General features: G+C 42.1%; 27 protein-coding genes. 14 read left to right on the forward strand and 13 right to left on the reverse strand.

Features of this window, described 5'->3' with window-relative positions; genetic code table 11:
- The 6 genes from yhdP (at nucleotide 1) to PSE83_RS17330 (ending at nucleotide 7,641) form a co-directional block, all read left to right on the forward strand.
- Nucleotides 1-3,792, forward strand: coding sequence for an AsmA2 domain-containing protein YhdP (gene yhdP, locus PSE83_RS17305; protein ID WP_071585864.1), 3,792 nt, complete (start codon nucleotides 1-3; stop codon nucleotides 3,790-3,792).
- Nucleotides 3,792-4,643 carry a deaminated glutathione amidase gene (nit1, locus tag PSE83_RS17310; RefSeq protein WP_272661003.1) on the forward strand — a complete coding sequence of 284 codons (852 nt, stop codon included), beginning with the start codon at nucleotides 3,792-3,794 and terminating at the stop codon, nucleotides 4,641-4,643. The genes yhdP and nit1 overlap by 1 nt, the downstream gene beginning before the upstream one ends.
- A gap of 5 nt (nucleotides 4,644-4,648) precedes the next feature.
- A complete protein-coding gene (gene tldD / locus PSE83_RS17315) occupies nucleotides 4,649-6,094 on the forward strand; it encodes a metalloprotease TldD (protein WP_272661004.1) in 1,446 nt (481 codons plus the stop codon).
- Nucleotides 6,095-6,203: 109 nt separating this feature from the next.
- Nucleotides 6,204-6,692 carry a ribonuclease domain-containing protein gene (locus tag PSE83_RS17320; protein WP_004258351.1) on the forward strand — a complete coding sequence of 163 codons (489 nt, stop codon included), beginning with the start codon at nucleotides 6,204-6,206 and terminating at the stop codon, nucleotides 6,690-6,692.
- 13 nt (nucleotides 6,693-6,705) lie between these two features.
- Nucleotides 6,706-6,993: a barstar family protein gene (locus PSE83_RS17325; protein ID WP_004258345.1), complete on the forward strand. Its 288-nt coding sequence runs from the start codon at nucleotides 6,706-6,708 to the stop codon at nucleotides 6,991-6,993.
- Between the two features lie 60 nt (nucleotides 6,994-7,053).
- Nucleotides 7,054-7,641 (forward strand): RBBP9/YdeN family alpha/beta hydrolase, encoded by a 588-nt coding sequence (locus tag PSE83_RS17330; protein ID WP_004258339.1) that lies wholly within the window; start codon nucleotides 7,054-7,056, stop codon nucleotides 7,639-7,641.
- Here the strand turns inward: PSE83_RS17330 and PSE83_RS17335 are convergent.
- Together PSE83_RS17335 and yjgA are read right to left on the reverse strand one after the other, a co-directional pair.
- The gene (locus PSE83_RS17335) at nucleotides 7,638-7,967 is read right to left on the reverse strand and encodes a low molecular weight protein tyrosine phosphatase family protein (RefSeq protein WP_004258336.1); all 330 of its coding nucleotides are present in this window, start codon (nucleotides 7,965-7,967) and stop codon (nucleotides 7,638-7,640) included. The two genes, PSE83_RS17330 and PSE83_RS17335, sit on opposite strands and share 4 nt — an antisense overlap.
- Nucleotides 7,968-8,369: 402 nt before the next feature.
- Nucleotides 8,370-8,915 (reverse strand): ribosome biogenesis factor YjgA, encoded by a 546-nt coding sequence (yjgA, locus tag PSE83_RS17340; protein ID WP_004258329.1) that lies wholly within the window; start codon nucleotides 8,913-8,915, stop codon nucleotides 8,370-8,372.
- 185 nt (nucleotides 8,916-9,100) lie between these two features.
- Here yjgA and pmbA point away from each other — a divergent pair, with 185 nt between their 5' ends.
- The gene (gene pmbA, locus PSE83_RS17345) at nucleotides 9,101-10,441 is read left to right on the forward strand and encodes a metalloprotease PmbA (RefSeq protein ID WP_004258326.1); all 1,341 of its coding nucleotides are present in this window, start codon (nucleotides 9,101-9,103) and stop codon (nucleotides 10,439-10,441) included.
- 133 nt (nucleotides 10,442-10,574) lie between these two features.
- Here the strand turns inward: pmbA and rnk are convergent, their stop codons facing one another.
- The 11 genes from rnk to kdsD all read right to left on the reverse strand — a co-directional run bounded on the left by rnk (nucleotide 10,575) and on the right by kdsD (nucleotide 18,256).
- Entirely contained in the window at nucleotides 10,575-10,985 is a 411-nt protein-coding gene (rnk, locus tag PSE83_RS17350; protein ID WP_004908251.1) for a nucleoside diphosphate kinase regulator, read from the reverse strand.
- Nucleotides 10,986-11,219: 234 nt separating this feature from the next.
- On the reverse strand, nucleotides 11,220-11,492 hold the full coding sequence (npr, locus tag PSE83_RS17355) for a PTS phosphocarrier protein NPr (protein ID WP_004258320.1): 273 nt from the start codon (nucleotides 11,490-11,492) through the stop codon (nucleotides 11,220-11,222).
- Nucleotides 11,493-11,497: 5 nt separating this feature from the next.
- A complete protein-coding gene (rapZ, locus tag PSE83_RS17360; RefSeq protein ID WP_004258318.1) occupies nucleotides 11,498-12,349 on the reverse strand; it encodes an RNase adapter RapZ in 852 nt (283 codons plus the stop codon).
- A gap of 119 nt (nucleotides 12,350-12,468) precedes the next feature.
- Nucleotides 12,469-12,936 (reverse strand): PTS IIA-like nitrogen regulatory protein PtsN, encoded by a 468-nt coding sequence (gene ptsN, locus PSE83_RS17365; protein WP_004258311.1) that lies wholly within the window; start codon nucleotides 12,934-12,936, stop codon nucleotides 12,469-12,471.
- A 93-nt stretch (nucleotides 12,937-13,029) separates the two neighbouring features.
- Complete coding sequence (hpf, locus tag PSE83_RS17370; RefSeq protein ID WP_004258306.1) at nucleotides 13,030-13,317, reverse strand: ribosome hibernation promoting factor; 288 nt, start codon at nucleotides 13,315-13,317, stop codon at nucleotides 13,030-13,032.
- Nucleotides 13,318-13,339: 22 nt separating this feature from the next.
- Nucleotides 13,340-14,785 carry an RNA polymerase factor sigma-54 gene (gene rpoN / locus PSE83_RS17375; protein WP_004258305.1) on the reverse strand — a complete coding sequence of 482 codons (1,446 nt, stop codon included), beginning with the start codon at nucleotides 14,783-14,785 and terminating at the stop codon, nucleotides 13,340-13,342.
- A 42-nt stretch (nucleotides 14,786-14,827) separates the two neighbouring features.
- Nucleotides 14,828-15,553: an LPS export ABC transporter ATP-binding protein gene (gene lptB, locus PSE83_RS17380; protein WP_164565527.1), complete on the reverse strand. Its 726-nt coding sequence runs from the start codon at nucleotides 15,551-15,553 to the stop codon at nucleotides 14,828-14,830.
- 5 nt (nucleotides 15,554-15,558) lie between these two features.
- The gene (lptA, locus tag PSE83_RS17385) at nucleotides 15,559-16,119 is read right to left on the reverse strand and encodes a lipopolysaccharide ABC transporter substrate-binding protein LptA (protein ID WP_004908264.1); all 561 of its coding nucleotides are present in this window, start codon (nucleotides 16,117-16,119) and stop codon (nucleotides 15,559-15,561) included.
- A gap of 1 nt (nucleotide 16,120) precedes the next feature.
- Nucleotides 16,121-16,696, reverse strand: a complete 576-nt coding sequence (lptC, locus tag PSE83_RS17390; RefSeq protein ID WP_004258294.1) for an LPS export ABC transporter periplasmic protein LptC — start codon at nucleotides 16,694-16,696, stop codon at nucleotides 16,121-16,123.
- Between the two features lie 16 nt (nucleotides 16,697-16,712).
- Nucleotides 16,713-17,273: a 3-deoxy-manno-octulosonate-8-phosphatase KdsC gene (gene kdsC, locus PSE83_RS17395; RefSeq protein ID WP_004258291.1), complete on the reverse strand. Its 561-nt coding sequence runs from the start codon at nucleotides 17,271-17,273 to the stop codon at nucleotides 16,713-16,715.
- A 14-nt stretch (nucleotides 17,274-17,287) separates the two neighbouring features.
- Nucleotides 17,288-18,256, reverse strand: a complete 969-nt coding sequence (gene kdsD, locus PSE83_RS17400) for an arabinose-5-phosphate isomerase KdsD (RefSeq protein WP_036958027.1) — start codon at nucleotides 18,254-18,256, stop codon at nucleotides 17,288-17,290.
- A gap of 476 nt (nucleotides 18,257-18,732) precedes the next feature.
- Between kdsD and mlaF the strand changes: the two genes are divergently transcribed.
- From mlaF to murA, 7 genes are all read left to right on the forward strand, one after another.
- The gene (gene mlaF, locus PSE83_RS17405) at nucleotides 18,733-19,536 is read left to right on the forward strand and encodes a phospholipid ABC transporter ATP-binding protein MlaF (protein ID WP_004258281.1); all 804 of its coding nucleotides are present in this window, start codon (nucleotides 18,733-18,735) and stop codon (nucleotides 19,534-19,536) included.
- A 6-nt stretch (nucleotides 19,537-19,542) separates the two neighbouring features.
- Nucleotides 19,543-20,325: a lipid asymmetry maintenance ABC transporter permease subunit MlaE gene (gene mlaE, locus PSE83_RS17410; RefSeq protein WP_004258277.1), complete on the forward strand. Its 783-nt coding sequence runs from the start codon at nucleotides 19,543-19,545 to the stop codon at nucleotides 20,323-20,325.
- A gap of 3 nt (nucleotides 20,326-20,328) precedes the next feature.
- Nucleotides 20,329-20,832 (forward strand): outer membrane lipid asymmetry maintenance protein MlaD, encoded by a 504-nt coding sequence (mlaD, locus tag PSE83_RS17415; protein WP_004258272.1) that lies wholly within the window; start codon nucleotides 20,329-20,331, stop codon nucleotides 20,830-20,832.
- Between the two features lie 35 nt (nucleotides 20,833-20,867).
- Nucleotides 20,868-21,497 (forward strand): phospholipid-binding protein MlaC, encoded by a 630-nt coding sequence (mlaC, locus tag PSE83_RS17420; RefSeq protein ID WP_004258271.1) that lies wholly within the window; start codon nucleotides 20,868-20,870, stop codon nucleotides 21,495-21,497.
- Nucleotide 21,498: 1 nt separating this feature from the next.
- On the forward strand, nucleotides 21,499-21,789 hold the full coding sequence (gene mlaB, locus PSE83_RS17425; protein WP_004258270.1) for a lipid asymmetry maintenance protein MlaB: 291 nt from the start codon (nucleotides 21,499-21,501) through the stop codon (nucleotides 21,787-21,789).
- Between the two features lie 222 nt (nucleotides 21,790-22,011).
- On the forward strand, nucleotides 22,012-22,266 hold the full coding sequence (gene ibaG, locus PSE83_RS17430; protein ID WP_004258269.1) for a BolA family iron metabolism protein IbaG: 255 nt from the start codon (nucleotides 22,012-22,014) through the stop codon (nucleotides 22,264-22,266).
- A gap of 52 nt (nucleotides 22,267-22,318) precedes the next feature.
- Nucleotides 22,319-23,581, forward strand: coding sequence for a UDP-N-acetylglucosamine 1-carboxyvinyltransferase (murA, locus tag PSE83_RS17435; protein ID WP_004258258.1), 1,263 nt, complete (start codon nucleotides 22,319-22,321; stop codon nucleotides 23,579-23,581).
- Nucleotides 23,582-23,613: the final 32 nt, after the last annotated feature.

The raw sequence follows: 23,613 nt of genomic DNA on the forward strand, positions 1-23,613 counted from the left end.
GTGAGACGACTGCCACGTGTAGCACTGGTGACGACTGCGGTTATATTATTGCTGTGCGCGTTAGTGCTGTCAGGGCTGCGTTTTCTTCTGCCAAATATCGACAACTATCGGCAAGATCTGATTGATTACGTTGAAAAAAAGACCGATGTATCGGTACAAATTGGTAAAATTGAAGGGGCTTGGCAATCTTTTGGCCCTGTACTGACGTTGTCCGATGTCGTTTTACAGAATAAAACTACCGATATTACAGCGAATACTATTACGGTTGAATTAGATATTTGGAGCTCGTTATTTTCTCTGCGCTGGCGTTTTCGTGACTTAACCTTTTACCAGTTAAATGTTGATCACAAAGTCCCTTTCAGCCTTGGCGATTCCTCGGAAGGGCAGTCTTTAGATGGTATTGAAGAGCTATTTTTAAGGCAATTTGACCATTTTGTACTAAAAGAAAGCCAATTAACTTTCCTCACACCTTCAGAACAAAAAACGACGCTGATTTTGCCTGAACTTTCTTGGCTCAACGATAACGACAGGCATCGCGCTCAAGGTTTTGTTAGTCTCGAAACCATCAATAAGCAGCATGGTTATCTGCAAGTAAAGCTTGATGTGTCAGATAAAAATGGCGTGTTAAGCGACGGTATTTTTTATTTGCAAGCGGATAATATTGATATGCAGCCATGGCTTAGCCGCTGGCTACGGGATAACACGTCATTACGGGACGCAAATTTTAGCCTGTCTTCTTGGGTAACACTGAAAAATAACCGGATTGATAGCGGCCTTATTCAATTACGGCAAGGGGAAGCCAATTGGGGAACCGGCGAATTAGCGCAAAACTTGCAAGTCAATGATTTGCTTTTGCGAATGAAAAGGCAGGGGAATGGGTGGTTATTTAACATTCCTGAGCTTGATACCTTGAAAACCAATGAGTTTATCTGGCCACGAGGGAGCGCCTCTGTATTGTATTTGCCTGCCAGCAAAAAATATCAAGATAATGACCATTGGCGCATCCGTGCAAAAGATATTGAACTTGAACGTTTAAGTGAGATTTTACCCACTTTTTCCTTTTTAACGCCTGAAATGGTACAGGATTGGCAACATCGCCAACCAACTGGTGTGGTGAGTGAATTTGCGCTTGATATCACGCAAAATATGCCTGAAAACGTACAAATCAACATGGACTGGCAAAATGTTAGCTGGAAAAAATGGAAGGAGCTGCCTTCAGTTAATCACTTTTCAGGTGTTTTAATCGGTGGGATGCAAAGTGGTAGTGCCACCGTTAGCTTACAAGATAGTGAAGTTGACTATCGTGATGAATTTAAAGCGCCTTTCTCGATAAAAACGGCAACAGGTCAGTTCCATTGGGTCAATAATGCCAGTGAATTTAAGTTGTGGAGCCCATCATTAGAGCTACAAGCTCAGTCTCTTTGGGCAAATGGTGAGTTTCGTTACGCAAAAGCGAAAAAAGGAAATTATGCCGATCTCGCCATTCTTGCCGGAATCCGTTTAGATGATGCAGGGGATGCATGGCGTTATTTCCCACAAAAATTAATGGGCCAAGATGTGGCCGATTACCTGACGAAAGCGATTATTGCCGGTAGTGTAGATAATGCGACTTTAGTCTATAAAGGCGACCCTGCTCATTTCCCCTATGATAACAATGATGGGCAATTCCAAGTTTATGTCCCTTTGCGTGATGCAACATTCGAATATGACAGTGAATGGCCTGCGTTATTGAACTTAGATATGGACTTAGACTTTAGGCGTGCAGGGTTATATATGCATGCGCCAAGCGTGAAATTAGCGGATGCCACAGCAACCAACCTTGATGCGAACATCCCTGATTACACTAAAGAAATGCTGTATATCAATGCAGACATCAGTGGAACTGGAAAACAAATCCAGCAATATTTTGTGCATACCCCGATGAACCACTCAATTGGCGATACGCTTGAAGAGTTACAAATTGGGGGGACTGTTAATGGCCAATTAGGGTTATCTATTCCATTGGTGGCGGGTAAAGATGTTTTTGCCAAAGGGAAAGTTAATCTCAATAAAAATGATTTATACATTCAGCCAATTGATAGCACTATTTCCGCTTTAACGGGCAGTTTTGAGTTTAACAATGGAGATTTACGCGGTGAAAACTTGCAAGGCCATTGGTTTGAACAGCCCATTACTGTTGATTTCACCACTACAGATCAAGCAAAAAATTATTTAGTGGATGTGAATGTTAGCGGAAACTGGGCGGTGAATAAGTTGGCAATGTTGCCTGCTGAGATTAAGCAAAAGGTGTCAGGAACCACTAACTGGAAAAGCCAAGTTGCGATCACTATTCCGAATACAGCAAAAGAACCTGTTGGCTTACAAATAGACGTTAGCGCAGGGCTAAAACAACTGAAAAGCCAGCTACCCGCTATTGATAACGCTCTATTAGCCGAACTTGGGCAAATTAATGTTCAGGCTAAAGGAACAACAGAACAGTTGGTGGTTGGTGGTGATATCGGTAAGCGCATTGGTTTTAATACTCAATGGGGGCTGAGTAGTAAGCCTTTAAGCTTATTAAAAGCCCATGTTGCCCAATGGCGTGATGGTATTCCTGAATTACCTAAAAATGCAACTTTTGTTGTTGATTTGCCACCGATTACCGATATGAACTGGGAGAAATTAGCCGGGTTGTTAGTGTCATCCCATAGCCGCGAAGGGGGGATGAATATTGGTTTACCTGACATGCTTGAGGTCAATATCCCATCAATCTACCTCGCTGGGCAGCAATGGAATGCAGTAAATTTTTCCTATGACTTACAACGGGCTGAGCAATTAGTCAGTATCAATAGTGAAAACTTAAAAGGTTCGTTACAAATCTTTGCTTCACAGCCTTGGCAGGTCGCCATTGATTATTTGTATTACAACCCTAGTGAATCCTCTAGTACTCAAATCAATGACCTTGCTACGACACAAATCGATTTTAGCCAATGGCCGCAGTTCCAGTTTCACTGTAAAGAGTGTTGGGTCGCTGGGCAGAAATTGGGGGAAATTAGCGCTAATATCCAACCTAAAGGCACTTTATTGCAACTGACAGATGGCACGCTAGATAACAGCGTCACGAAATTAAAGTTAGATGCTATTTGGAACAGCGAAAAAGGCAATAAAACACAAATTGCAGGTTCATTAACCGGTGAAGCTTTTGACGAAACGGCGGCGTATTTTGGTATATTGGTTCCCATTATCCAATCACCTTATACTATTGAATTTGATTTAGATTGGGCTAATTTGCCTTGGTCACCAGATATCGCCTCTTTAAATGGTAAAATGTCTGCAAAATTGGGCAAAGGAGCGATTGCACAAATGGGTGGTGGTCGTGCAGGGCAAATATTGCGTCTAGTCAGTTTTGATGCCCTGCTGCGTAAACTACGATTTGATTTTAGCGATACATTTAGTGATGACTTTGATTTTGACTCCATTAAAGGTGATGCGACCATTAAAAATGGTGTACTGGTTTCGAAAAATACCTATGTTGATGGTTTAGTTGCCGATATCGCTTTTAATGGCCAAATTGACCTTGTTAAACGCCAAATTAATGTTGAAGCCGTCATTACACCGGAAATATCTGCTACAGTAGGAGTAGCAACCGCGTTTGTGGTAAACCCATTTGCAGGCGCTGCCGTATTTGCGGCAACGAAAGTGCTCGGTCCACTATGGAGTAAAGTTTCCGTTATTCGTTACCGAGTAACAGGTAGTTTGGACGAGCCGAAAATTGATGAAGTATTACGTCAACTGAAGGAGACTCAAGAGTAATGAAAAATGGCAACGTTGCACTTTTGCAGTTATGTAGCGGAAATAATACTAAACACAATTTGGCGCAAATCGAACAACAGATCAAACAGTTACCAGAGACTGTTGAATTAGTACTGACCCCTGAAAATGCATTGTTATTTGCGGATGCGGCGACTTATCGTAAACAAGCGGAAGAGCAAGGAAAAGGCCCTTTGCAAAGTGCGATCAGCGAAATGGCCAAACGTTATCATGTTTGGATTTTAATTGGCTCAATGCCAATGATTAGCCGTGAAGATCCTGAACGTATTACGAGTAGTAGCTTATTATTTGATTCTGAAGGAAATATTAAAGCTCGCTACGATAAAATTCATATGTTTGATGTCAATATCGAAGACGAACAAGGCACGTATAACGAGTCTGTGATTTATCAACGCGGTGAACATATCACTGTCGTTGATACACCAGTTGGCCGTCTTGGCATGACAATTTGCTATGATTTACGTTTTCCTGGTTTATTCCAAGCATTACGTGAACAAGGCGCAGAAATTATCTCTGTACCAGCGGCATTTACTCGTTACACTGGGCAAGCACATTGGGAGCCGTTATTACGTGCCCGTGCGATAGAAAACCAATGCTATATTTTAGCGCCTGCTCAAGTCGGTGTGCACGGTACACGTCGCACATGGGGGCACAGCCTTGCGGTTGATGGGTGGGGTAAAGTGATGAAAAAGAACGTGGATGCAGTCGCGTCTACGGTACTGAATATTAAAACGGACAGCTTGGGTGTCATGCGAGAGCAAATCAAAGTGGTTAAACATAACCGCTTTAGACCACAATTGACATCCTTGATTAAAAAAGAAACCAAAGAGTAACGAATATGAGTTTAGTTTCTGTCAGCGAACATTTGCTGGCCGCCAACCGCCTTGGGCAAGAAAATCTGTATGACATTTTAGGTTTGTTATCTGAGCGCCATCTGGATTATGCGGATCTATTCTTTCAATCGAGCTTCCATGAGTCATGGGTGCTTGAAGATAGGATCATCAAAGATGGCTCTTACAATATCGACCAAGGTGTTGGTGTGAGAGCAGTCAGTGGTGAAAAAACCGGGTTTGCATACGCAGACCAAATTTCGCTACATGCGCTGACACAAAGTGCGACCGCAGCACGCAGTATTGTGAATGAGCAAGGTTCTGGTAAATCACAAATTCTAACTAACGTTGAATATAAGAAACTGTATTCAATGGCAGACCCACTGCAAAGCTTATCGCGGGAACAAAAAATTGATTTACTGCATCGTGTTGACCAAGTTGCACGTGCAGAAGACCCACGTGTTATCGAGGTCAATGCCAGTTTAACGGGTGTTTATGAGCAAGTGTTAGTCGCCGCAACAGATGGCACTTTGGCGGCAGATGTTCGTCCGTTAGTGCGTTTGTCAGTCAGCGTGCTGGTGGAACATGACGGTAAGCGCGAACGCGGTGCAAGTGGCGGTGGTGGCCGTTATGGTTACGAATATTTCTTGGAAATTCACCAAGGGCAAGTGGTTGCTGAACAATATGCACGCGAAGCGGTGCGTATGGCGCTGGTGAATTTGTCAGCGATCGCTGCGCCTGCTGGAATGATGCCGGTTGTGCTGGGTGCTGGTTGGCCAGGGGTTCTATTGCATGAAGCGGTAGGCCATGGTTTAGAAGGTGACTTTAACCGTCGCGGCACCTCTGTTTTTTCAGGTCAAATAGGCGAACAAGTGGCATCACCTCTGTGCACTGTGGTGGATGATGGCACGATAGCGGGCCGTCGAGGCTCTCTCGCCATTGATGACGAAGGGGTACCTGGGCAGTATAACGTCCTAATAGAAAATGGTATTTTACGTAATTATATTCAAGATAAACTGAATGCACGCCTGATGGGAGTTGCTCCAACAGGTAATGCACGCCGTGAATCTTATGCGCACTTACCTATGCCGCGTATGACCAATACCTACATGTTAGCAGGTACATCAACGCCAGAAGAAATTATTGCGAGTGTGGATAAAGGCATTTATGCACCAAACTTTGGTGGTGGTCAGGTAGATATCACCTCAGGTAAATTTGTATTTTCAACATCAGAAGCTTACCTGATTGAAAAAGGTAAGATTACTTCTCCTGTGAAGGGGGCGACGTTAATAGGCTCAGGTGTTGAAGCTATGCAGCAAATTTCAATGGTTGGTAATGACTTAGCGCTAGATAAAGGTGTTGGTGTTTGTGGCAAAGAAGGCCAAAGTGTTCCTGTTGGTGTAGGCCAACCTACATTAAAACTGGACAAACTGACCGTTGGCGGTACCGCATAATCGTTCATGGCGATATAAACTAGGCTCTGCTCGCCCTTGTAACAACTTCTTGTCGATGTTGTGACTGGGGCGATTGTGTGCCTGCAAAGCACAAAACAACTGAGGTGTTATGAATAAACGTTTTTTACCCGTCGTATTGATGGCTATTTTGATTGTGATTAGCCTTTATTTTAATGGTGGAGATAAAACACCATCTGAACCATCCGTTAATCAAAGCAATCCACCTTCTCGTGAAGCGATAACGCCAAAAGAAACACCACAACCGATTGATAAGCTAACTGCACAAGATAACGTGGTTAGTTTTATGGAAAAATATCAAAAACTTCCCGCTTTCTATATGACGAAAAAACAAGCCCGTGAAGCCGGATGGGATGCGAAAAAAGGTAATCTTTGCGATGTGTTACCTGGAAGAGCGATTGGCGGCGACCGTTTTTCTAACCGTGAGAAAAGTTTACCCATTGCACAAGGACGCCAATGGTTTGAAGCAGACATTAATTATCGCTGTGGTCATCGCGGGGCGGACCGTTTGCTATACTCATCAGATGGGATGATTTTTGTGACTCATGACCATTATAAGAGCTTTACACAAGTCAACTAAAGGAAATACCTTGATGAGCAAACAGGTAAGCTTTGATTTTAGGCAAATAAACTCATTGAATGATTTTTATGACCAATTTGCTCAACAATTTTCCCTTCCTGATTGGTTTGGTCATAATCTTGATGCTTTGTGGGATATGGTTTCCGCAGGCATTGAGTTACCTGTAACCATCACGTTTTCACATATGAGCGCGGAACAGCGTATAAAATTCGCAGATGTTATTGATGTGATGAATGACGCACAAGACATGTGGGAAGAAGAGTTTATTTTTGCTTTAGATATAACAAAAAGCTCTAACTAATATTCCTATCACTCATGGTAAAGTCTAAATAAGATAACTGAGCTGATAGGGGTCTTTAGGATGAATAACGTTACTTGCACTGCATTTCCACTAAAAGAAAAAAAATTTCTTATTGTTCATGGTTACACGGCATCCCCTGAAAAAAATTGGTTTCCATGGTTGAAATCAGAGCTTGAAGCCTTAGGCGCTTTTGTTAACGTCCCCACCATGCCTGACTCTTTAGCCCCCAACCCTGAAAGGTGGCAGCAGCGCTTACAGCATTTACCTTTTGATATTGATGAAAATACGGTTTTGATTGGCCATAGCTTAGGTTGCGTTACTGCATTGCGGTTTCTTCAACATGCAGGGCAATCGGTGGCAGGTTATGTATTGGTATCAGGGTTTGACGAAGAACAGCCTACATTGCCTGAATTACAGCCTCACACCGTTGAACCATTGAATTATGACGAACTCATAAAAGTGGCAAATAATCGAATATCGATTATATCAACCAATGATGAAATTGTGTCGCCGGGGTCTTCGAAAGCATTGGCAGAGGCCTTAAAAACACAGGTTATTATTGAGGAATCTGCTGGGCATTTCCTTGATAGAGAAGGCTATACTGAGTTCAAAACACTACTTGATACGATCAAAACGCATTTTAGCTAGTTATGGTTGGTAAGAATACTAGGCACACTGGTTTTGAGTATTTCAATCAACTCTGGGTCCATATATGGGTAATCATCAGGAATATCCAGAACATGAAGCGGTTTGTATTCCAAAAGGCGGGGGAAATCTGCTTTTAAGCGGTTTTTATGTTTTTGCTCCATCACAAAAATTACATCTGCCCAGCGGATTAAATCCGCATTAACAGGGCGCTTCGCATTGCGGCTCGTTCCCGCTGAACGGGTGACCCAACTTTCATGGTTGCGCCAGATCTGTTCAGCGGTTGGACTACGCCATTGGTTTTTACTGCAAATGAATAAAATATTCACGAGTTGTTGTGTATCTCTTCAAGGCTAATACGGGCAAGCTGTATATTACTTACTTGCGGGTATGCCATACCTAATTGGGCTGCACGGATCATTTTTTCGCTTCGACCGTACATCTGTTTCCAGTTTTTTCAGGTGTATAGCAGTCAACTAGTCGTGAATTTAGTTGATCACGGGATTTATTGATTCGAGCTTTGGCTCTGCGCCATGCTCTATTTCGGGTATTATCCATATCTTCCTCATTATTTATCGGGGTTCAGCAGCCGCGATAATACGGGTCAGAGTATGTCTAACAATGGCATGATAGGTTGTTTCGGCAGCGCTATCAACACGCTTCTGGCTTTTTCAGATTATTGCTTAATTTACAAAAAAAAATCCCCTAGCCGTAGCATAGGGGATAATTCATTAAGCCATTTCAGAGAGATCTTTCAAATATTGAAAGATTTGGCGATAAGCTTTTGGCGGTTTGTTGCCTTCACGCTCTTTTTTTGCATTACGGACTAATGCACGCAGTTGTTGCCTGTCTGTTTGTGGGAACAGGGCAACCACGTCTTCAATGACTTCATCACCGCCATCTAATAAACGGGTACGTAAGTCTTCCAGTTTATGTAAAATTACCACTTGCTGGTTGTGGCGGTTTTTAAGCTTGTCCAGAGCCTCAGTAATGGGCTCAACCTCACGTGAACGTAATAACTTACCAATCAATTGCAATTGGCGGCGACGGCCTTCACGTTTGATTTTTTGGGCAAGTTCAATGGCTTCAAGTAATTGAGTATCTAACGGGATGCGTTCTAATTCACTTTTACTTAAATCAACGAGCTCAGCCCCTAACTTTTTGAGGATCTCAGCATCGCGTTTAATTTCGCTTTTACTGACCCAAATGATTTCCTCGTCTTCTTCGTCTTGCGGCGCTGGGATATCATCCAGCCAGTCATCAGGCTGTTTGGCCATATCGATTTTCCTTTTTACCGAACACAGTGGTTTAATTACGCGTAATTAATATGATTTACTGTGTTGTGAGTGTTAACATTCATCTATTATATATTGTAACTGGGAAAACCCCTCTATGACTACCTAGCATTTGCTTGTTAGGGCAGAAAATCACGTTTCCCCCACATTATTGATTGGACTAAAGCATGAGTGTAACTGAACAAGTCACCGAACAACGTAAAAAACTCGAAGAAGCCGTCGCGCACGCATTAGAATTTGCTAAAACACGTTGTGATGCTGCGGAAGTCGCAGTAAACAAAAGCACTGGGATTAGTGTGAGTACCCGCCAAGGGGAAGTCGAAAATGTTGAGTTTAACAGTGATGGAGCGCTAGGGATCACTGTTTATTATCAACAACGTAAAGGCAGTGCGTCTTCAACAGATTTAAGCCCTGAAGCTATTGAACGGACTGTTCAGGCGGCAATTGATATTGCTAACTATACCTCAGAAGACCCGTGTGCAGGGCCGGCAGACAAATCTTTGCTGGCTTTTGAAGCACCAGACCTCAATTTGTTTCAAGCGAGCGAACTTTCTCCTGAAGAGGCGATCCGCTTAGCGTCGATTGCGGAAATGTCAGCATTAAATGCAGACTCCCGCATTGTGAATACGGAAGGCGGTAGCTTTAATGGGCACTACGGGGTTCGTGTATTTGGTAACTCCCATGGCATGCTGCAAAGCTATTGTTCAAGCCGCTATTCGATGTCAAGTTGTGTGATTGCTGAGCAAAATGGTGAAATGGAGCGTGATTACGCTTATACGATTGGCCGTAGCTTAGGGGCATTACAGTCGCCTGAGTGGGTTGGGCAGGAGTGTGCTCGTCGTACTTTGTCTCGTTTATCGCCACGTAAATTACCGACAATGAAAGCCCCTGTTATTTTTGCTGCAGAAGTGGCAACAGGCCTATTTGGTCACTTAGTGGGTGCCATTAGTGGCAGCAGTATTTACCGTAAATCTTCTTTCTTACTCGATAGCTTAGGAAAGCAAATTTTACCAAGCTGGCTAACTATCAATGAGCAACCCCATTTAATGGGCGGGTTGGCGTCATCACCTTTTGATAGCGAAGGCGTACGCACTTGTGAGCGCAATATTGTCGAAAATGGCGTTTTGCAAACGTGGTTAATGACCAGCTATTCTGCAAGAAAATTGGGTTTACAAAGTACTGGGCATGCTGGAGGCATCCATAACTGGCGTATTGCAGGGCAAGGGCTTTCATTCGAAGCATTGCTGAAACAAATGGGAACAGGGCTAGTCGTTACTGAATTAATGGGACAAGGGGTTAGTGGTATCACTGGTGATTACTCTCGTGGGGCTTCAGGTTTTTGGGTCGAAAACGGTGAAATTCAGTATCCTGTGAGTGAGATTACCATTGCTGGTAACCTAAAAGAGATGTGGGCGAATATGGTTACTATCGCTGATGATATTGAAACTCGCAGTAATATTCAGTGTGGTTCGGTACTGATCCCAGAAATGAGTATTGCCGGGGAGTAGGTTTCTACTCTGCCCATTTAAAGGCAACAAAAAAGGCACTCAATTGAGTGCCTGAATATGTCAGAGGACTTACCTGAGTTTTTTAAATAAAACTTTTTTCGCTAAGCCTTCCTTAATTCAGCCGTTATCGTTATTAACGGTGGAACTCACCAGCCGCTTCTGGCTGATAAACGATTTCCAGTACGCGAACACGTGTTTGAACGCCGTTTGGCAGTTCCCAACTGATTTCATCGTTTACATGCAAGCCCAACAAGGCTGCCCCAATCGGTGCCATAACAGACAGCTGCTCTGCACTATCTTTCAGGGACGCAGGGTAAACTAAGGTGCGTGTGCGTTCTTCGTTGCTGATTAAATCCAAAAAGCGAACGGTACTGTTCATCGTGACCACATCCGCAGGGATCTCTTGTGGGCTTAAGATATCTGCACGGTCAAGTTCATCATTGAGCGCTTCGGCAACTGGTGTGCCCGCATAAGCCGGCTGTTCCATCAGTGCATCTAAACGTTCAGCATCTAAATCATTGATAATAATTGTTGGCTTTGTCATACCACACTCCAATAGAGACATACAAAGCAAACACCCCCCACCCATAAGGTAGGGGGTGTCGCTAGAAATAAGTTTGTTTAAAATATTAGGCGCTATACGCTTTAAAGGGAAGAGATCATGATCACGATCTCTAAGCCTGCCTAGATAAAAATCTACTGATTGATATTATCAGTAGCTAGCTTGAAACTCAGCTATTTTTTATTAGCTACAGCCACGTTCCATCGGTTATATCAGCTATTCTTCATCAAACCTGTTTTCGAATAGGTTGATAATTGCGGACAAGGCCTGGTTTTCATCTGGGCCGCTAACTTCGATATCAATCTTACTGCCTTGTTCTGAGTCTAACATCAACATCGCAATAACGCTATCGGCCTCAGCCTCAATTTGATTATTATTACGCAAAATAACTCTTGAGTTAAATTGTTTAACTAAATCATAGAGTAACATAGCAGGCCTTGCATGCATTCCAAGCCGATTTTTGAGCGTTATTGTGGCTTTTACTGTCATTGCTGTTATTTGCGCTTTTCCAATGTTCTGTGGCGTGACTGCACGTTTTTACCACGGGAACGGAAATAGTCGGCAAGCTGCTCTGCGACATACACGGAACGGTGTTTACCTCCCGTACAGCCAATTGCAACAGTTAAGTAGCTACGGTTATTGGTTTCTAACATCGGCAGCCATAATTCTAAATAGCTACGAGTTTGATAGATGAAGTTATGGACTTCAGTATGCCTATCCAAGAATGCAGCGACTGGCCGGTCAAGGCCTGTCATCGGGCGCAATTTCGGGTCCCAGTGTGGGTTTGGTAAAAACCGTACATCGAATACATAATCGGCATCAATAGGAATACCATGTTTGAAACCAAAGGATTCAAACACCATTGTCAGTTCACGCTCACGCTTGCCCATCAAACGTGTTCTTAGCATTTCAGCTAATTCATGAACGGACATTTCAGAAGTATCGATGACTAAATCAGCACGAGAGCGTAAAGGCTCAAGTAACTCATTTTCTTCATCTATTGCGCTCTCAAGTGAAAGATTTTTACTTGAAAGTGGGTGCAACCGACGAGTGTCACTGTAACGGCGAATAAGCGTGTTGCGGTCAGCATCTAGAAACAACAATTGAGGAGAGAAGGTTGAAGGCAATTTATCAATCGCTTCTTCGAAAATCTCTGGATTATCGGGCATATTACGCACGTCGATACTAACCGCTGCTGAAATGTTACGATCAGCCAGTGAATTCGCTAACTCCGGTAGTAATACAACCGGTAGGTTATCTACGCAATAGAAACCCATATCTTCCAGCGCACGTAAGGCAACGGATTTCCCCGAACCGGAACGGCCGCTGACTATCATCAGCACCATGAGCTTGCTCCCTTTTGTTTCCTAATAATGAGTTTCTTGAAAAGCAGTACTTGCCAATTAATATTATTTAGAAACCATAACAATATCATTTGCATATGGCAAGATACATAATTTATCACTTACTCTGTAATTATGCTGTATAGCTCTTCATCACTTTGTGCACTGCGTAGGCGTTTACAGAGCGTTTTATCGGCTAGTTTTTTGGCGATAAGCGACAACGTATGCAGGTGCGTTTTACATTGGTCAGATGGCACAAGTAAGGCGAAAAGCAAGTCAACAGGTTGATTATCAATTGCATCAAAAGCAATGGGTTCCTCTAGATGTAAAAAGACGCCGACAGCACGGCTACTTTCACCTTCATTCAGCTTTCCATGAGGAATGGCAATACCACCACCAATACCTGTTGTGCCAACTTTTTCTCTGGTTAATAACGCTTCAAATACCGTATTTTCAGGTAATTCCAATTCAACGGCAGCCAGCTCACTAATAATTTCTAAAGCTCTTTTTTTACTCGTGCACACAATATTATTACGTGTACAGGCTGATGATAAAACAACGTTTAACTGGATTTCTATATCACTATTCATTTTATTGTTCACTTAGGACTACAAAACCAGATGGTGTATCCCACCATCTGGTTTGAAACATTATTCGGCTAATTAATAAGCCGCATCAATGCATTAATGTTGTCTCAGTTTTTCTTTATGTTTGGTTAATTGGCGCGACAGCTTGTCTACGAGTATATCTATAGCAGCGTACATATCATTTTCTTCCGCTGATGCGTGGAGATCCGCTCCATTAACTTGCACGGTTGCTTCAGCAATTTGCTGAACTTTTTCAACTTTCAAGACAACTTGGATACCATTAATGCGATCAAATAATTGCTCCAATTTTTTGAGTTTTTTCTCAACAGTCTCGCGCAATGCAGGAGTAACTTCAATATTGTGTCCAGTAATCTGAAATTCCATACAATCTTCCTTATTTTATCAATTAAACCAGTTGCTTACGCTGGTTAGAGGGCGGAATGGATAACGATTCTCGATACTTAGCAACAGTTCTGCGAGCGACTTGAATGCCTTGTTCTGCAAGCATACTCGTCAATTTACTGTCACTCAATGGTTTTGCTGGGTTTTCAGCAGCAACCAGTTTTTTCACCAATGCTCGAATTGCGGTTGAGGAGGCTTCGCCACCTGTGTCCGTATTGACATGGCTGGAGAAAAAATATTTCAACTCAAAAATGCCTCGTGGGCTATGGAGAAACTTTTGAGTTGTCACTCGTGAGATAGTTGATTCATGCATGTCCACTTGATAGGCGATATCGGCCAGTATCATCGGTTTCATGTGTTCCTCACCCAGCTCAAAGAATTCTTGTTGCTGTTCTACAATACAAGTCGCGACTTTTAATAGTGTCTCGTGGCGGCTCTCAAGGCTTTTAATCAGCCATTTTGCATCTTGTAGATGACTACGAATATATTGAGAGTCATCTTCATTTGCTGAATTGTTTAGCATCGAAGCATAATGGTTATTAATACTTAGTTTAGGGATGCTATCTGTATTTAATTCAACTTGCCAGTGCCCTGCGATTTTTTTCACTAAAACATCTGGAATAACGTATTCCGACTCCCCAGTATTGATGGATTGGCCTGGTTTTGGATTCAGCGTTAAAATTAAGTCTATCGCAGTTTTTAGGGCATCTTCTTTTAAACGAGTTAATTTCCCTAACTGACGAAAGTCACGGTTAGCCAATAAATCAATATGATTACTGATAATGAGCTTTGCATCTTGTAGCCCATCAGTTTCCTTAGGGTAGAGTGACAATTGGATTAATAAACACTCTTTTAAGTCTTGTGCTGCGACACCCAATGGGTCGAAATGCTGAATACGTTTTAGGACAGCAATGACTTCTTCAATACTAATCTCTGGGTTATCAATCCCTTCATGTATATCAGAAATGGCTGTTGTCAGGTAACCGGAATCATCTATTGAATCAATAATAGCTGTAGCTATTGCTCTGTCCGTGTCAGTAAAAGGGGTCAGTTCAGCTTGCCACGTCAGGTAATCTTGTAATGTTTGCGTAGTTTCACCTTGATAAACAGGGAGTTCATCAAAATTATAATCATTACTGGTGCCTGACGGCGTTCCTGCCGTATATATTTCATCCCAATTAGTATCTAAAGGGAGCTCATCCGGCATATCATGGTTTTCGAGCGCATCTTTGGTATCAAGCTCACTGGTATCCGCATTTTCATTCAGGGAGTCAATAGATTCAGTCTCGGGATTTAATTCTTCTTGCTCAAGCAGTGGGTTTGTTTCCAAGGCGAGTTGAATTTCTTGCTGAAGCTCAAGTGTAGACAGCTGCAACAAGCGGATAGCCTGCTGCAATTGAGGGGTCATTGCAAGTTGTTGACTGACTCTAAGCTGCAAACTTTGCTTCATGAATCTGCTTTAATCTCCCTAAAAAAATGACAACACGATAATTTATAACCGGAAACCTTCACCCAAGTATACACGTTTTACTTGCTCGTTCTCTAAGATCATGGTTGGTGACCCATGAGCAATTAAGTGCCCTTGGCTGACAATATAGGCTCTTTCACACACATCTAAGGTTTCACGCACGTTATGGTCGGTGATTAGCACACCGAGGCCGTAATCCCTTAAGTGCTGAATAATTTTTTTGATATCTAAGACGGAAATAGGGTCAACACCCGCAAAAGGTTCGTCTAATAAAATAAATTTTGGGTTAGCAGCAAGTGCACGAGCAATTTCCACACGGCGGCGCTCCCCACCGGATAGCGACTGCCCCATGTTGTCGCGAAGATGAGTAATACTAAATTCTTCCATCAGTTCTTCAGCACGTTCTTTACGTTGCTGGGAACTCAAATCTTCGCGAATTTCTAACACAGCCATTAAGTTATCATGAACACTGAGGCGGCGAAAAATTGAGGCTTCTTGAGGAAGATAACCAATTCCACGGCGCGCACGTTCATGCAGCGGTAGAAGGCTGATATCTTCACCATCAATCATAATTTTGCCAGCGTCCCGCTGAACAATACCCACCACCATATAAAAGGTCGTTGTTTTACCGGCACCATTTGGCCCCAATAAGCCAACGATTTCACCTGATTTAACTTCCAAGCTGACATCTTCAACGACTTTACGTTTTTTATAGGCTTTAGCTAGATTTTCAGCGGTTAGTGTCGCCATAACAGTTATTTACTCTTACTTGCTGATGAATTTTTATTTGCCGCAGGGCCTTTTTCTTGCAATTGTGCCGGCAGTATCACGGTGGTGACGCGTTTACCTTTATCACTAAACGCTTCCATTTGTTGCGTTGGAACTAAATAGGTAATTTTGTCACCCTGAATATTGCTGTCTAACTGCTCAAGATAGGCATTACCTGTTAATGTGACGAGTTGTTTATCAACCTCATAACGGGCTTTGCTGGCATGGCCTTTAATCGGTTTACCATCATCCTGTAATTGGTAAAAGGTAACCGGGGTCCCAAAGGCCTCAATCACAATTTTATCCGAGTCACTACTTGGACGTGTTACAACCACTTTATTGGCTCTGATATCAATAGAACCTTGTTTAATAACAACATCATCAGTAAAGGTGGTGACGTTTTTTTCTAAATCAAGAGATTGTTTGACCGAATTAATCGTCATTGGCTGCTGCGTATCACTTTTTAATGCCATCGCAGGTAGGCTAAGAGCCAAAATTGCACTGGCAACAGCTCCTTGAATAAAACGTTTCTTAGTTACTTGATTCATTTTAATGCTCTTCTGGTTGTAACACATAATGAGTTTTTACATCTTCGATTAATTCAGCCGTTTTTGTACGAAGGTTTCCCTTCATTTTCATACCGGTAGAATTGAGACCATGTCCAATGATGGTCACTTTATCATCAGATGAAACGTCTTGTGTTGTCAAATTGACAACTGCACTCTCAGTTGTAATTCGTTGGATCTGCGACTCTTTGGTTAAGCTATCAACCTGAACATCGCTATATAAATAGAGAATTCTATCGTTCGTTAACCGTGCTTTGAAAGCCTTAACCGTCCAGGTTGGCTCGCCAGCTTCGTTATAAGTGGTTAGAACTGGTTTCGAAAACCACGTGATTTTTCCTTCAGTATAATTATCTATTTTCTCTGAAACGAGTTTATACGCTAAATTACCCGTTGGATTATAGACAAAAGTCACTGAATCATCAGTTTGATAATTAGGTTGCCCATCATTAATTACTTTATCCTCTGCACTGTCGGAATCATTACCCGCTAAATTCCAGCCGATAAGGCCTAATACTACTAAGGATAAAATAACAATTAACCACTTCTTCGCATTGCTCATGAATTCAATCTATTCGTTATATTGATAAACCTTTTGCTTCTTCCAGTTTGTCTTGAGAAAGCAAAATAAGGTCACAAAGTTCGCGGACTGCACCTTTTCCCCCACCAATACGAGTCACGTAATCAGCTCTCGGTAATAACAAAGGATGGGCATCAGCGACGGCGACGGATAAGCCTACTTTGGCCATAACAGGCCAGTCAATCAGGTCGTCTCCAATATAAGCTATTTCTTCAGCTGATAATTGTAGTGTATCTAACAGTTCGTAATACGCCAAAAGCTTATCGCTTTGACCTTGGTAAAGATATGTAATGCCTAATGTTTGAGCCCTATCTTCAAGAAGTTTCGCTTTTCTTCCTGTTATGATGGCGACTTCAATACCGGAAGTTAATAAGCAGCGTATCCCATAGCCGTCACGGACATTAAAAGCTTTGAGTTCCTCGCCATTATTCCCCATATAGACCAAGCCATCTGACATGACACCATCAACATCACAGATCAGTAATTTGATTTTTTCTGCTTTATTTAAAACAGTATTGGCAACAGGGCCATAGCAGGTTTCCAAAAAGGTAGACGTCATGGTATTTCCTTATGTTATACAACACCGGCTTGTAGCAGATCATGCATATGTAGCACACCGACTAATTTATTATCATTTGCGACTAATAACGAAGTCACGTGCCGAGATTGCATTAAATTTAGTGCTTCAACCGCTAGCATTGTTGGTGATACCCGAATTCCACCGGGGGTCATTAAATCAGCAATTTTAGCGTTATTTAGGTCGATTCCCATATCAAAGATACGGCGTAAATCCCCATCAGTGAAAATACCTTCAATATTCATGTCATCATCACAAATGACTGTCATCCCCAGTTTTTTACGGGTGATTTCCACTAAAGCCTCACGTAAAGACGCGCTTTTAGGAATATGGGGGATTTCATCACCCGTATTCATTAAATCACGAACGAGGAGTAAAAGTTTGCGCCCAAGTGCGCCACCTGGATGCGAAAGCGCAAAATCATTCGCCGTGAACCCGCGTGCAGTTAATAAGGCAATAGCTAATGCATCTCCCATTACAAGTGTCGCTGTTGTACTCGTGGTCGGTGCTAGCCCCAAAGGACAGGCTTCTTGAGGTACTTTGATACACAAGTGGACATCTGCATATTTTCCCATATTACTTTCAGGGTTGTTAGTCATACAGATTAAAGGCACTTTAATTCTTTTTAAAACAGGAAGTAAGGCTAAAATTTCCCCTGACTCACCAGAATTTGAAATAGCTAACACAACATCTTTATGAGTAATCATTCCAAGGTCACCGTGGCTAGCTTCCCCTGGGTGAACAAAAAATGATGGCGTTCCTGTACTTGCTAGTGTAGCGGCAATTTTACGGCCAATATGCCCCGATTTCCCCATTCCCATTACGACGACTTTGCCTTCACAGTTAAAAATAAGCTGGCAAGCGTTGTCAAAGTCAGTATTGATATATTGTTCTAGGTTTTTTAAACCTTCGTGTTCGATATGGAGAACTTCTTTACCTACTTTCTGAAAATCGAAGTTTGACATTTCTAGTTCCATGCGTAGCTTTTAAGTTAATCGGATTAGCGAAATCAAATTGTATAACGAATACTTAGTATCAGTAAGTATTTTGTCAGTTAAGCACTTTTTAATGTTAGTTTTATACTTAATGAGTATTTTAGGGTGCTTCGATGCAGAATTTAATACGTACAAGATGGTTTTATTAGCATCTTGAACCAAAAATAGATATGCAAATTCGCGTATCCTCAAGTTAGGTAATCACAACATTCTAAGAGCTATCTGCTGTTAATAGTGATAGTTTTTGCTGACTATAAATAAATTATATCGTTTTTTCTCTGTTTTCTTTTGATAAAAACAGAGTTGTAATTCTAAAAGTCATATTTTCGACGCTATAATACTATAAATTCTATTTTGTTGTGATATTTGACGATTTTCAGTTTATCTTTCGGTAACATCTGAACGGATAAAAACATTTACGCGTGGTGTATAACGAGTTATTTAACATGCAAGCACAGACAGACAACTTAATTGAAGTACGGAACATGTCCTTTACTCGAGGAAATCGGAAAATATTTGAGAATATTAATCTGACCGTTCCCCGTGGAAAAATTACGGCAATTATGGGGCCGTCAGGGATTGGTAAAACCACATTACTGCGCTTGATTGGGGGCCAATTACGGCCAAACGAAGGTGAAATTTGGTTTGATGGTGACAATATTCCAACACTGTCACGCTCAAAGCTGTATCAGTCCCGTAAAAAGATGAGCATGCTGTTTCAATCAGGGGCGCTATTTACGGATATGAACGTATTCAATAATGTGGCTTTCCCTCTACGTGAGCACACGAATCTGCCAGAATCGCTGATTCACACTACGGTAATGATGAAATTAGAGGCGGTTGGTTTACGTGGCGCCGCAAAATTAATGCCATCCGAATTGTCAGGTGGTATGGCACGGCGTGCTGCATTAGCGCGTGCTATCGCACTTGACCCAGATTTAATCATGTTTGATGAACCTTTTGTCGGTCAAGACCCGATTACTATGGGGGTTTTGGTTAAATTGATTGATGAGCTTAATCAAGCACTGGGTGTGACCTGTGTCGTGGTTTCCCATGATGTTCCAGAAGTATTGAGCATCGCAGATAATGCTTATATTGTTGCACAGCAGCACGTCATTGCTCAGGGAACAGGCGAGGAATTACGTGAAAACCAAGACCCTCGTGTGCGACAATTTCTTGATGGTATTGCGGATGGGCCTGTTCCATTCCGTTTTCCCGCCAATGATTATCTAGCTGATTTATTAGGGTAAAATAAGATGATAATAAAGGCGATAGCAGCCTTCGGACGCCGATGGATTGATATATTTTCCGCGTTTGGTCGAGCAGGTTACATGCTGTTTCGCGCCTTACTCGGCAAACCAGAGTTTCGTAAACAATGGCCATTATTGATGAAGCAATTGTACGCCATTGGTGTGCAGTCATTGCTGATCATCGCTGTCTCAGGGTTATTTATTGGGATGGTTTTAGGGTTACAAGGTTATTTGGTTCTCACTACGTTTAGTGCTGAAGCTAGCTTAGGTATGATGGTGGCACTTTCACTATTACGTGAATTAGGCCCTGTTGTGACCGCCTTGTTGTTTGCTGGACGAGCGGGTTCTGCATTAACAGCTGAAATTGGCTTAATGAAAGCGACTGAACAAATTTCTAGCCTTGAAATGATGGCAGTTGACCCGCTTAGGCGTGTGATAGCCCCACGGTTTTGGGCTGGTTTTATTAGTATGCCGTTGTTATCTCTTATTTTTGTTGCTGTCGGTATTTTAGGTGGCGCACTAGTTGGGGTTGACTGGAAGGGGATTGATGAGGGCTTTTTCTGGGCTTCAATGCAATCTTCCGTTGATTGGCGGCTAGATTTAGTCAACTGTGTGATTAAAAGCTTAGTCTTTGCTATCACAGTGACTTGGATCGCATTATTTAATGGCTATGATGCCATCCCAACTTCGGAGGGGATAAGCCAAGCTACAACAAGAACAGTTGTGCATGCGTCATTGTCTGTTTTAGGACTGGATTTCGTACTTACCGCACTGATGTTTGGGAACTAAGTCATGCAAAGTAAAAAAAGTGAAATATGGGTTGGTTGTTTTATGTTGCTGGCGATTGCCGCAATTATCTTTTTATGTTTAAAAGTCGCTGATTTAAAATCGATAGGAAGCCAATCCACCTATCAAATCTCAGCCTCTTTTGAAAATATTGGTGGCTTAAAAGAAGGCTCACCAATTAAAGTTGGTGGTGTGGTGGTTGGCCGAGTTGCCAGTATCACACTAGATAAAAAGAATTATGTTCCTGAAGTTAAAATTGATTTATTGAGCGAATACGACAATATTCCTGATTCAAGCTCGCTGTCAATTCGCACGTCAGGTTTGTTGGGTGAACAGTATATTGCAATGAATATCGGCCCAGATGATGAAGAATTAGGTATAGCAATCTTAAAAAATGGCGGGCGTCTTGAAGATACTAAGCCAGCTATGGTATTAGAAGACTTAATTGGCCAGTTTTTATATAAAAGTGGTGATAGCCAAGGTGCAGAGCCAGAGTCAACTGCACAGTAATTTGATGCTCCCTTTGAAGAATAAAGGAATGAATTATGTTTAAACGTTTAATGATGGTTGCTATGTTGGCAATTGCGCCATTTGCCATGGCAGTAGACCAAACCAACCCTTATAAATTAATGGATGAAGCGGCGGCGAAAACGTTTAACCGCTTGAAATCAGAGCAACCTAAAATTAAGCAAGACCCTGAGTACCTTAGAACAATTGTTCGTGAGGAATTATTACCTTATGTACAAGTTAAATATGCAGGGGCTTTGGTGTTAGGAACCTATTATAAAGGGGCAACTCCAGCACAGCGTGAGGCTTATTTTAAAGCGTTTGAAGATTACCTTGAGCAAGTTTATGGTCAAGCATTGGCCATGTACCATGGTCAAACGTATCAAATAGCACCAGAGCAACCGTTGGGAGATAAAAACATTGTTGCTATTCGTGTGACTATTGTTGATACCAACGGCCGCCCTCCCGTACGTTTAGATTTCCAATGGCGTAAAAATAGTAAAACTGGCTACTGGCAAGCTTACGACATGATTGCAGAAGGTGTGAGTATGATCACAACTAAGCAAAATGAATGGGGTGATATTCTACGTAAGCAAGGTGTTGATGGCTTAACAAAACAGTTAGAAATCAGTGCAAAAGCACCTATTACTTTAGAAGAGAATAAGTAATATGAGTCAGTTGTTAGCATGGGAACTCATTGAAACAACGCTATATTTCAACGGGACATTAGACCGTGATTCGCTTATGTCTTTTTGGAATAAAAAAGAGTCATCGCTAGAACATACTGAAAGTATAGATGTTTCTGGTCTTAAACATGTGGACTCAACAGGGTTGGCGATGCTCGTTCGCTTAAAAGGTGAATTCCAAGCTAAAAACCGTTCACTGAATATTACTGGTGTCAGTGATAACTTGAAGACATTGATTGAGCTATACGGGGTTCAAGAGGTTATTCTCAATTAGGTTAAATATCCTAAATTGGGTCAAGTTATGTAAAAATGAGCGCCTCTATGTGCTTTTCGGCACGAGAGGCGTTTTCTTTGGTTTAAGTGTTAAGCCTAATCCTTTAGGATAGAGGATTAAGCTCTGGCTGTTCTTATTGCGATGTTTCTGTATGCAACGCATGCAATTTGCACTATTTAGAGTAAAATTATAAATCACAAATAATTAATAAATTGAGTCATTATGGATACCAACGAAATTAAGCAAGTATTGATGGAAAAATTGTCTCTGAATGAGGCTATTGTTACTGGTGATGGTAGCCACTTTCAGGTTATTGCTGTCGGTGACATGTTTGACGGCATGAGCCGTGTTAAGCAACAACAAGCAATTTATGCACCTTTAATGGAGTATATTGCGGATAACCGCATTCATGCTTTGTCTATTAAAGCGTACACCCCTGCGCAATGGGAGCGCGATCGTAAACTTAGTGGCCTTTGATTTCAAAGCCTAAGCGAACAGACTGTAAAATTCGACATACGAGAATACTTGAATGGATAAGTTTTTAGTTAAAGGACCAACCCGCTTAGAGGGTGAGGTCACGATATCTGGCGCAAAAAATGCGGCATTACCAATTCTGTTCGCTGCTCTGTTGGCTGAAGAGCCAGTAGAAATACAGAATGTCCCTCATTTGAGGGATATTGACACAACGATTAAATTATTAAATCAACTTGGTACTAAAGTAAAACGCAATGGCTCAGTATATGTCGATGCAAGCACGGTAACGACATACTGCGCGCCTTATGACCTCGTTAAAACCATGCGTGCATCCATTTGGGCTTTAGCGCCATTGGTTGCCCGTTTTGGTCATGGTGAAGTCTCTTTACCAGGTGGTTGTGCTATCGGTGCTCGCCCTGTTGATTTACATATTTCTGGTTTAGAGCAATTAGGCGCAAAGATTGCTTTAGAAGATGGTTATGTGAAAGCAACGGTTGATGGTCGCTTAAAAGGTGCTTGCATTGTGATGGATAAAGTCAGTGTGGGGGCGACAGTCTCTATTATGACAGCGGCAACCTTAGCTGAAGGAACCACAATAATTGAAAATGCGGCACGTGAACCTGAAATTGAAGATACTGCTAACTTCCTAAATACCCTAGGTGCAAAAATCACTGGGGCAGGGACTGACCGCATTGTAATTGAAGGTGTTGAACGTTTAGGTGGTGGAGTTTATAAAGTACTGCCTGACCGTATTGAAACGGGAACATTCTTGATTGCTGCTGCGGTTTCACGCGGTAAAGTCATCTGCCGTAATGCTCGCCCAGATACACTGGATGCGGTGCTAGCTAAATTGCGTGAAGCTGGGGCTAAAATTGAAATCGGTGATGACTGGATTAGCCTAGATATGGAAGGCAAGCGTCCAAAAGCGGTGACATTACGTACAGCACCACACCCAGGGTTCCCAACTGATATGCAAGCACAGTTTAGCTTACTTAATCTTGTTGCTGATGGGGCGGGGATGATCACTGAAACGATTTTTGAAAATCGTTTTATGCATATCCCTGAGCTGATCCGTATGGGAGCTCATGCTGAAATTGAAAGCAATACTGTGTTATGTCACGGTGTTGAAAAATTAACTAGTGCGCAGGTAATGGCAACAGATTTACGAGCATCTGCAAGTTTAGTTATTGCGGGCTGCATTGCTGAAGGGACAACGACAGTTGACCGTATTTATCATATTGACCGTGGTTATGAGCACATCGAAGATAAGCTACGTGGTTTAGGTGCTGATATTCAGCGCGTACATTCAGATGATTAATGCATTGGTAGGGTGATTGGGGCTCCTCCATT

Origin of the sequence: Providencia sp. PROV150 (genome assembly GCF_028481025.1) — a bacterium.
In the GTDB taxonomy this organism is placed as follows: Bacteria; Pseudomonadota; Gammaproteobacteria; order Enterobacterales; family Enterobacteriaceae; genus Providencia; species Providencia hangzhouensis.

Bases quoted from the DNA above. Each gene is read 5' to 3' on its own strand.
- mlaF (WP_004258281.1), top strand. From the start codon at position 18,733: ATGCAAGCACAGACAGACAACTTAATTGAAGTACGGAACATGTCCTTT.
- ibaG (WP_004258269.1), top strand. From the start codon at position 22,012: ATGGATACCAACGAAATTAAGCAAGTATTGATGGAAAAATTGTCTCTG.
- mlaD (WP_004258272.1), top strand. From the start codon at position 20,329: ATGCAAAGTAAAAAAAGTGAAATATGGGTTGGTTGTTTTATGTTGCTG.
- kdsC (WP_004258291.1), bottom strand. From the start codon at position 17,273: ATGACGTCTACCTTTTTGGAAACCTGCTATGGCCCTGTTGCCAATACT.
- pmbA (WP_004258326.1), top strand. From the start codon at position 9,101: ATGAGTGTAACTGAACAAGTCACCGAACAACGTAAAAAACTCGAAGAA.
- tldD (WP_272661004.1), top strand. From the start codon at position 4,649: ATGAGTTTAGTTTCTGTCAGCGAACATTTGCTGGCCGCCAACCGCCTT.
- nit1 (WP_272661003.1), top strand. From the start codon at position 3,792: ATGAAAAATGGCAACGTTGCACTTTTGCAGTTATGTAGCGGAAATAAT.
- lptB (WP_164565527.1), bottom strand. From the start codon at position 15,553: ATGGCGACACTAACCGCTGAAAATCTAGCTAAAGCCTATAAAAAACGT.
- rapZ (WP_004258318.1), bottom strand. From the start codon at position 12,349: ATGGTGCTGATGATAGTCAGCGGCCGTTCCGGTTCGGGGAAATCCGTT.
- ptsN (WP_004258311.1), bottom strand. From the start codon at position 12,936: ATGAATAGTGATATAGAAATCCAGTTAAACGTTGTTTTATCATCAGCC.
- rnk (WP_004908251.1), bottom strand. From the start codon at position 10,985: ATGACAAAGCCAACAATTATTATCAATGATTTAGATGCTGAACGTTTA.
- mlaC (WP_004258271.1), top strand. From the start codon at position 20,868: ATGTTTAAACGTTTAATGATGGTTGCTATGTTGGCAATTGCGCCATTT.
- murA (WP_004258258.1), top strand. From the start codon at position 22,319: ATGGATAAGTTTTTAGTTAAAGGACCAACCCGCTTAGAGGGTGAGGTC.
- lptA (WP_004908264.1), bottom strand. From the start codon at position 16,119: ATGAATCAAGTAACTAAGAAACGTTTTATTCAAGGAGCTGTTGCCAGT.
- mlaE (WP_004258277.1), top strand. From the start codon at position 19,543: ATGATAATAAAGGCGATAGCAGCCTTCGGACGCCGATGGATTGATATA.
- PSE83_RS17325 (WP_004258345.1), top strand. From the start codon at position 6,706: ATGAGCAAACAGGTAAGCTTTGATTTTAGGCAAATAAACTCATTGAAT.
- lptC (WP_004258294.1), bottom strand. From the start codon at position 16,696: ATGAGCAATGCGAAGAAGTGGTTAATTGTTATTTTATCCTTAGTAGTA.
- mlaB (WP_004258270.1), top strand. From the start codon at position 21,499: ATGAGTCAGTTGTTAGCATGGGAACTCATTGAAACAACGCTATATTTC.
- PSE83_RS17330 (WP_004258339.1), top strand. From the start codon at position 7,054: ATGAATAACGTTACTTGCACTGCATTTCCACTAAAAGAAAAAAAATTT.
- hpf (WP_004258306.1), bottom strand. From the start codon at position 13,317: ATGGAATTTCAGATTACTGGACACAATATTGAAGTTACTCCTGCATTG.
- rpoN (WP_004258305.1), bottom strand. From the start codon at position 14,785: ATGAAGCAAAGTTTGCAGCTTAGAGTCAGTCAACAACTTGCAATGACC.
- yjgA (WP_004258329.1), bottom strand. From the start codon at position 8,915: ATGGCCAAACAGCCTGATGACTGGCTGGATGATATCCCAGCGCCGCAA.
- PSE83_RS17320 (WP_004258351.1), top strand. From the start codon at position 6,204: ATGAATAAACGTTTTTTACCCGTCGTATTGATGGCTATTTTGATTGTG.
- npr (WP_004258320.1), bottom strand. From the start codon at position 11,492: ATGACAGTAAAAGCCACAATAACGCTCAAAAATCGGCTTGGAATGCAT.
- kdsD (WP_036958027.1), bottom strand. From the start codon at position 18,256: ATGTCAAACTTCGATTTTCAGAAAGTAGGTAAAGAAGTTCTCCATATC.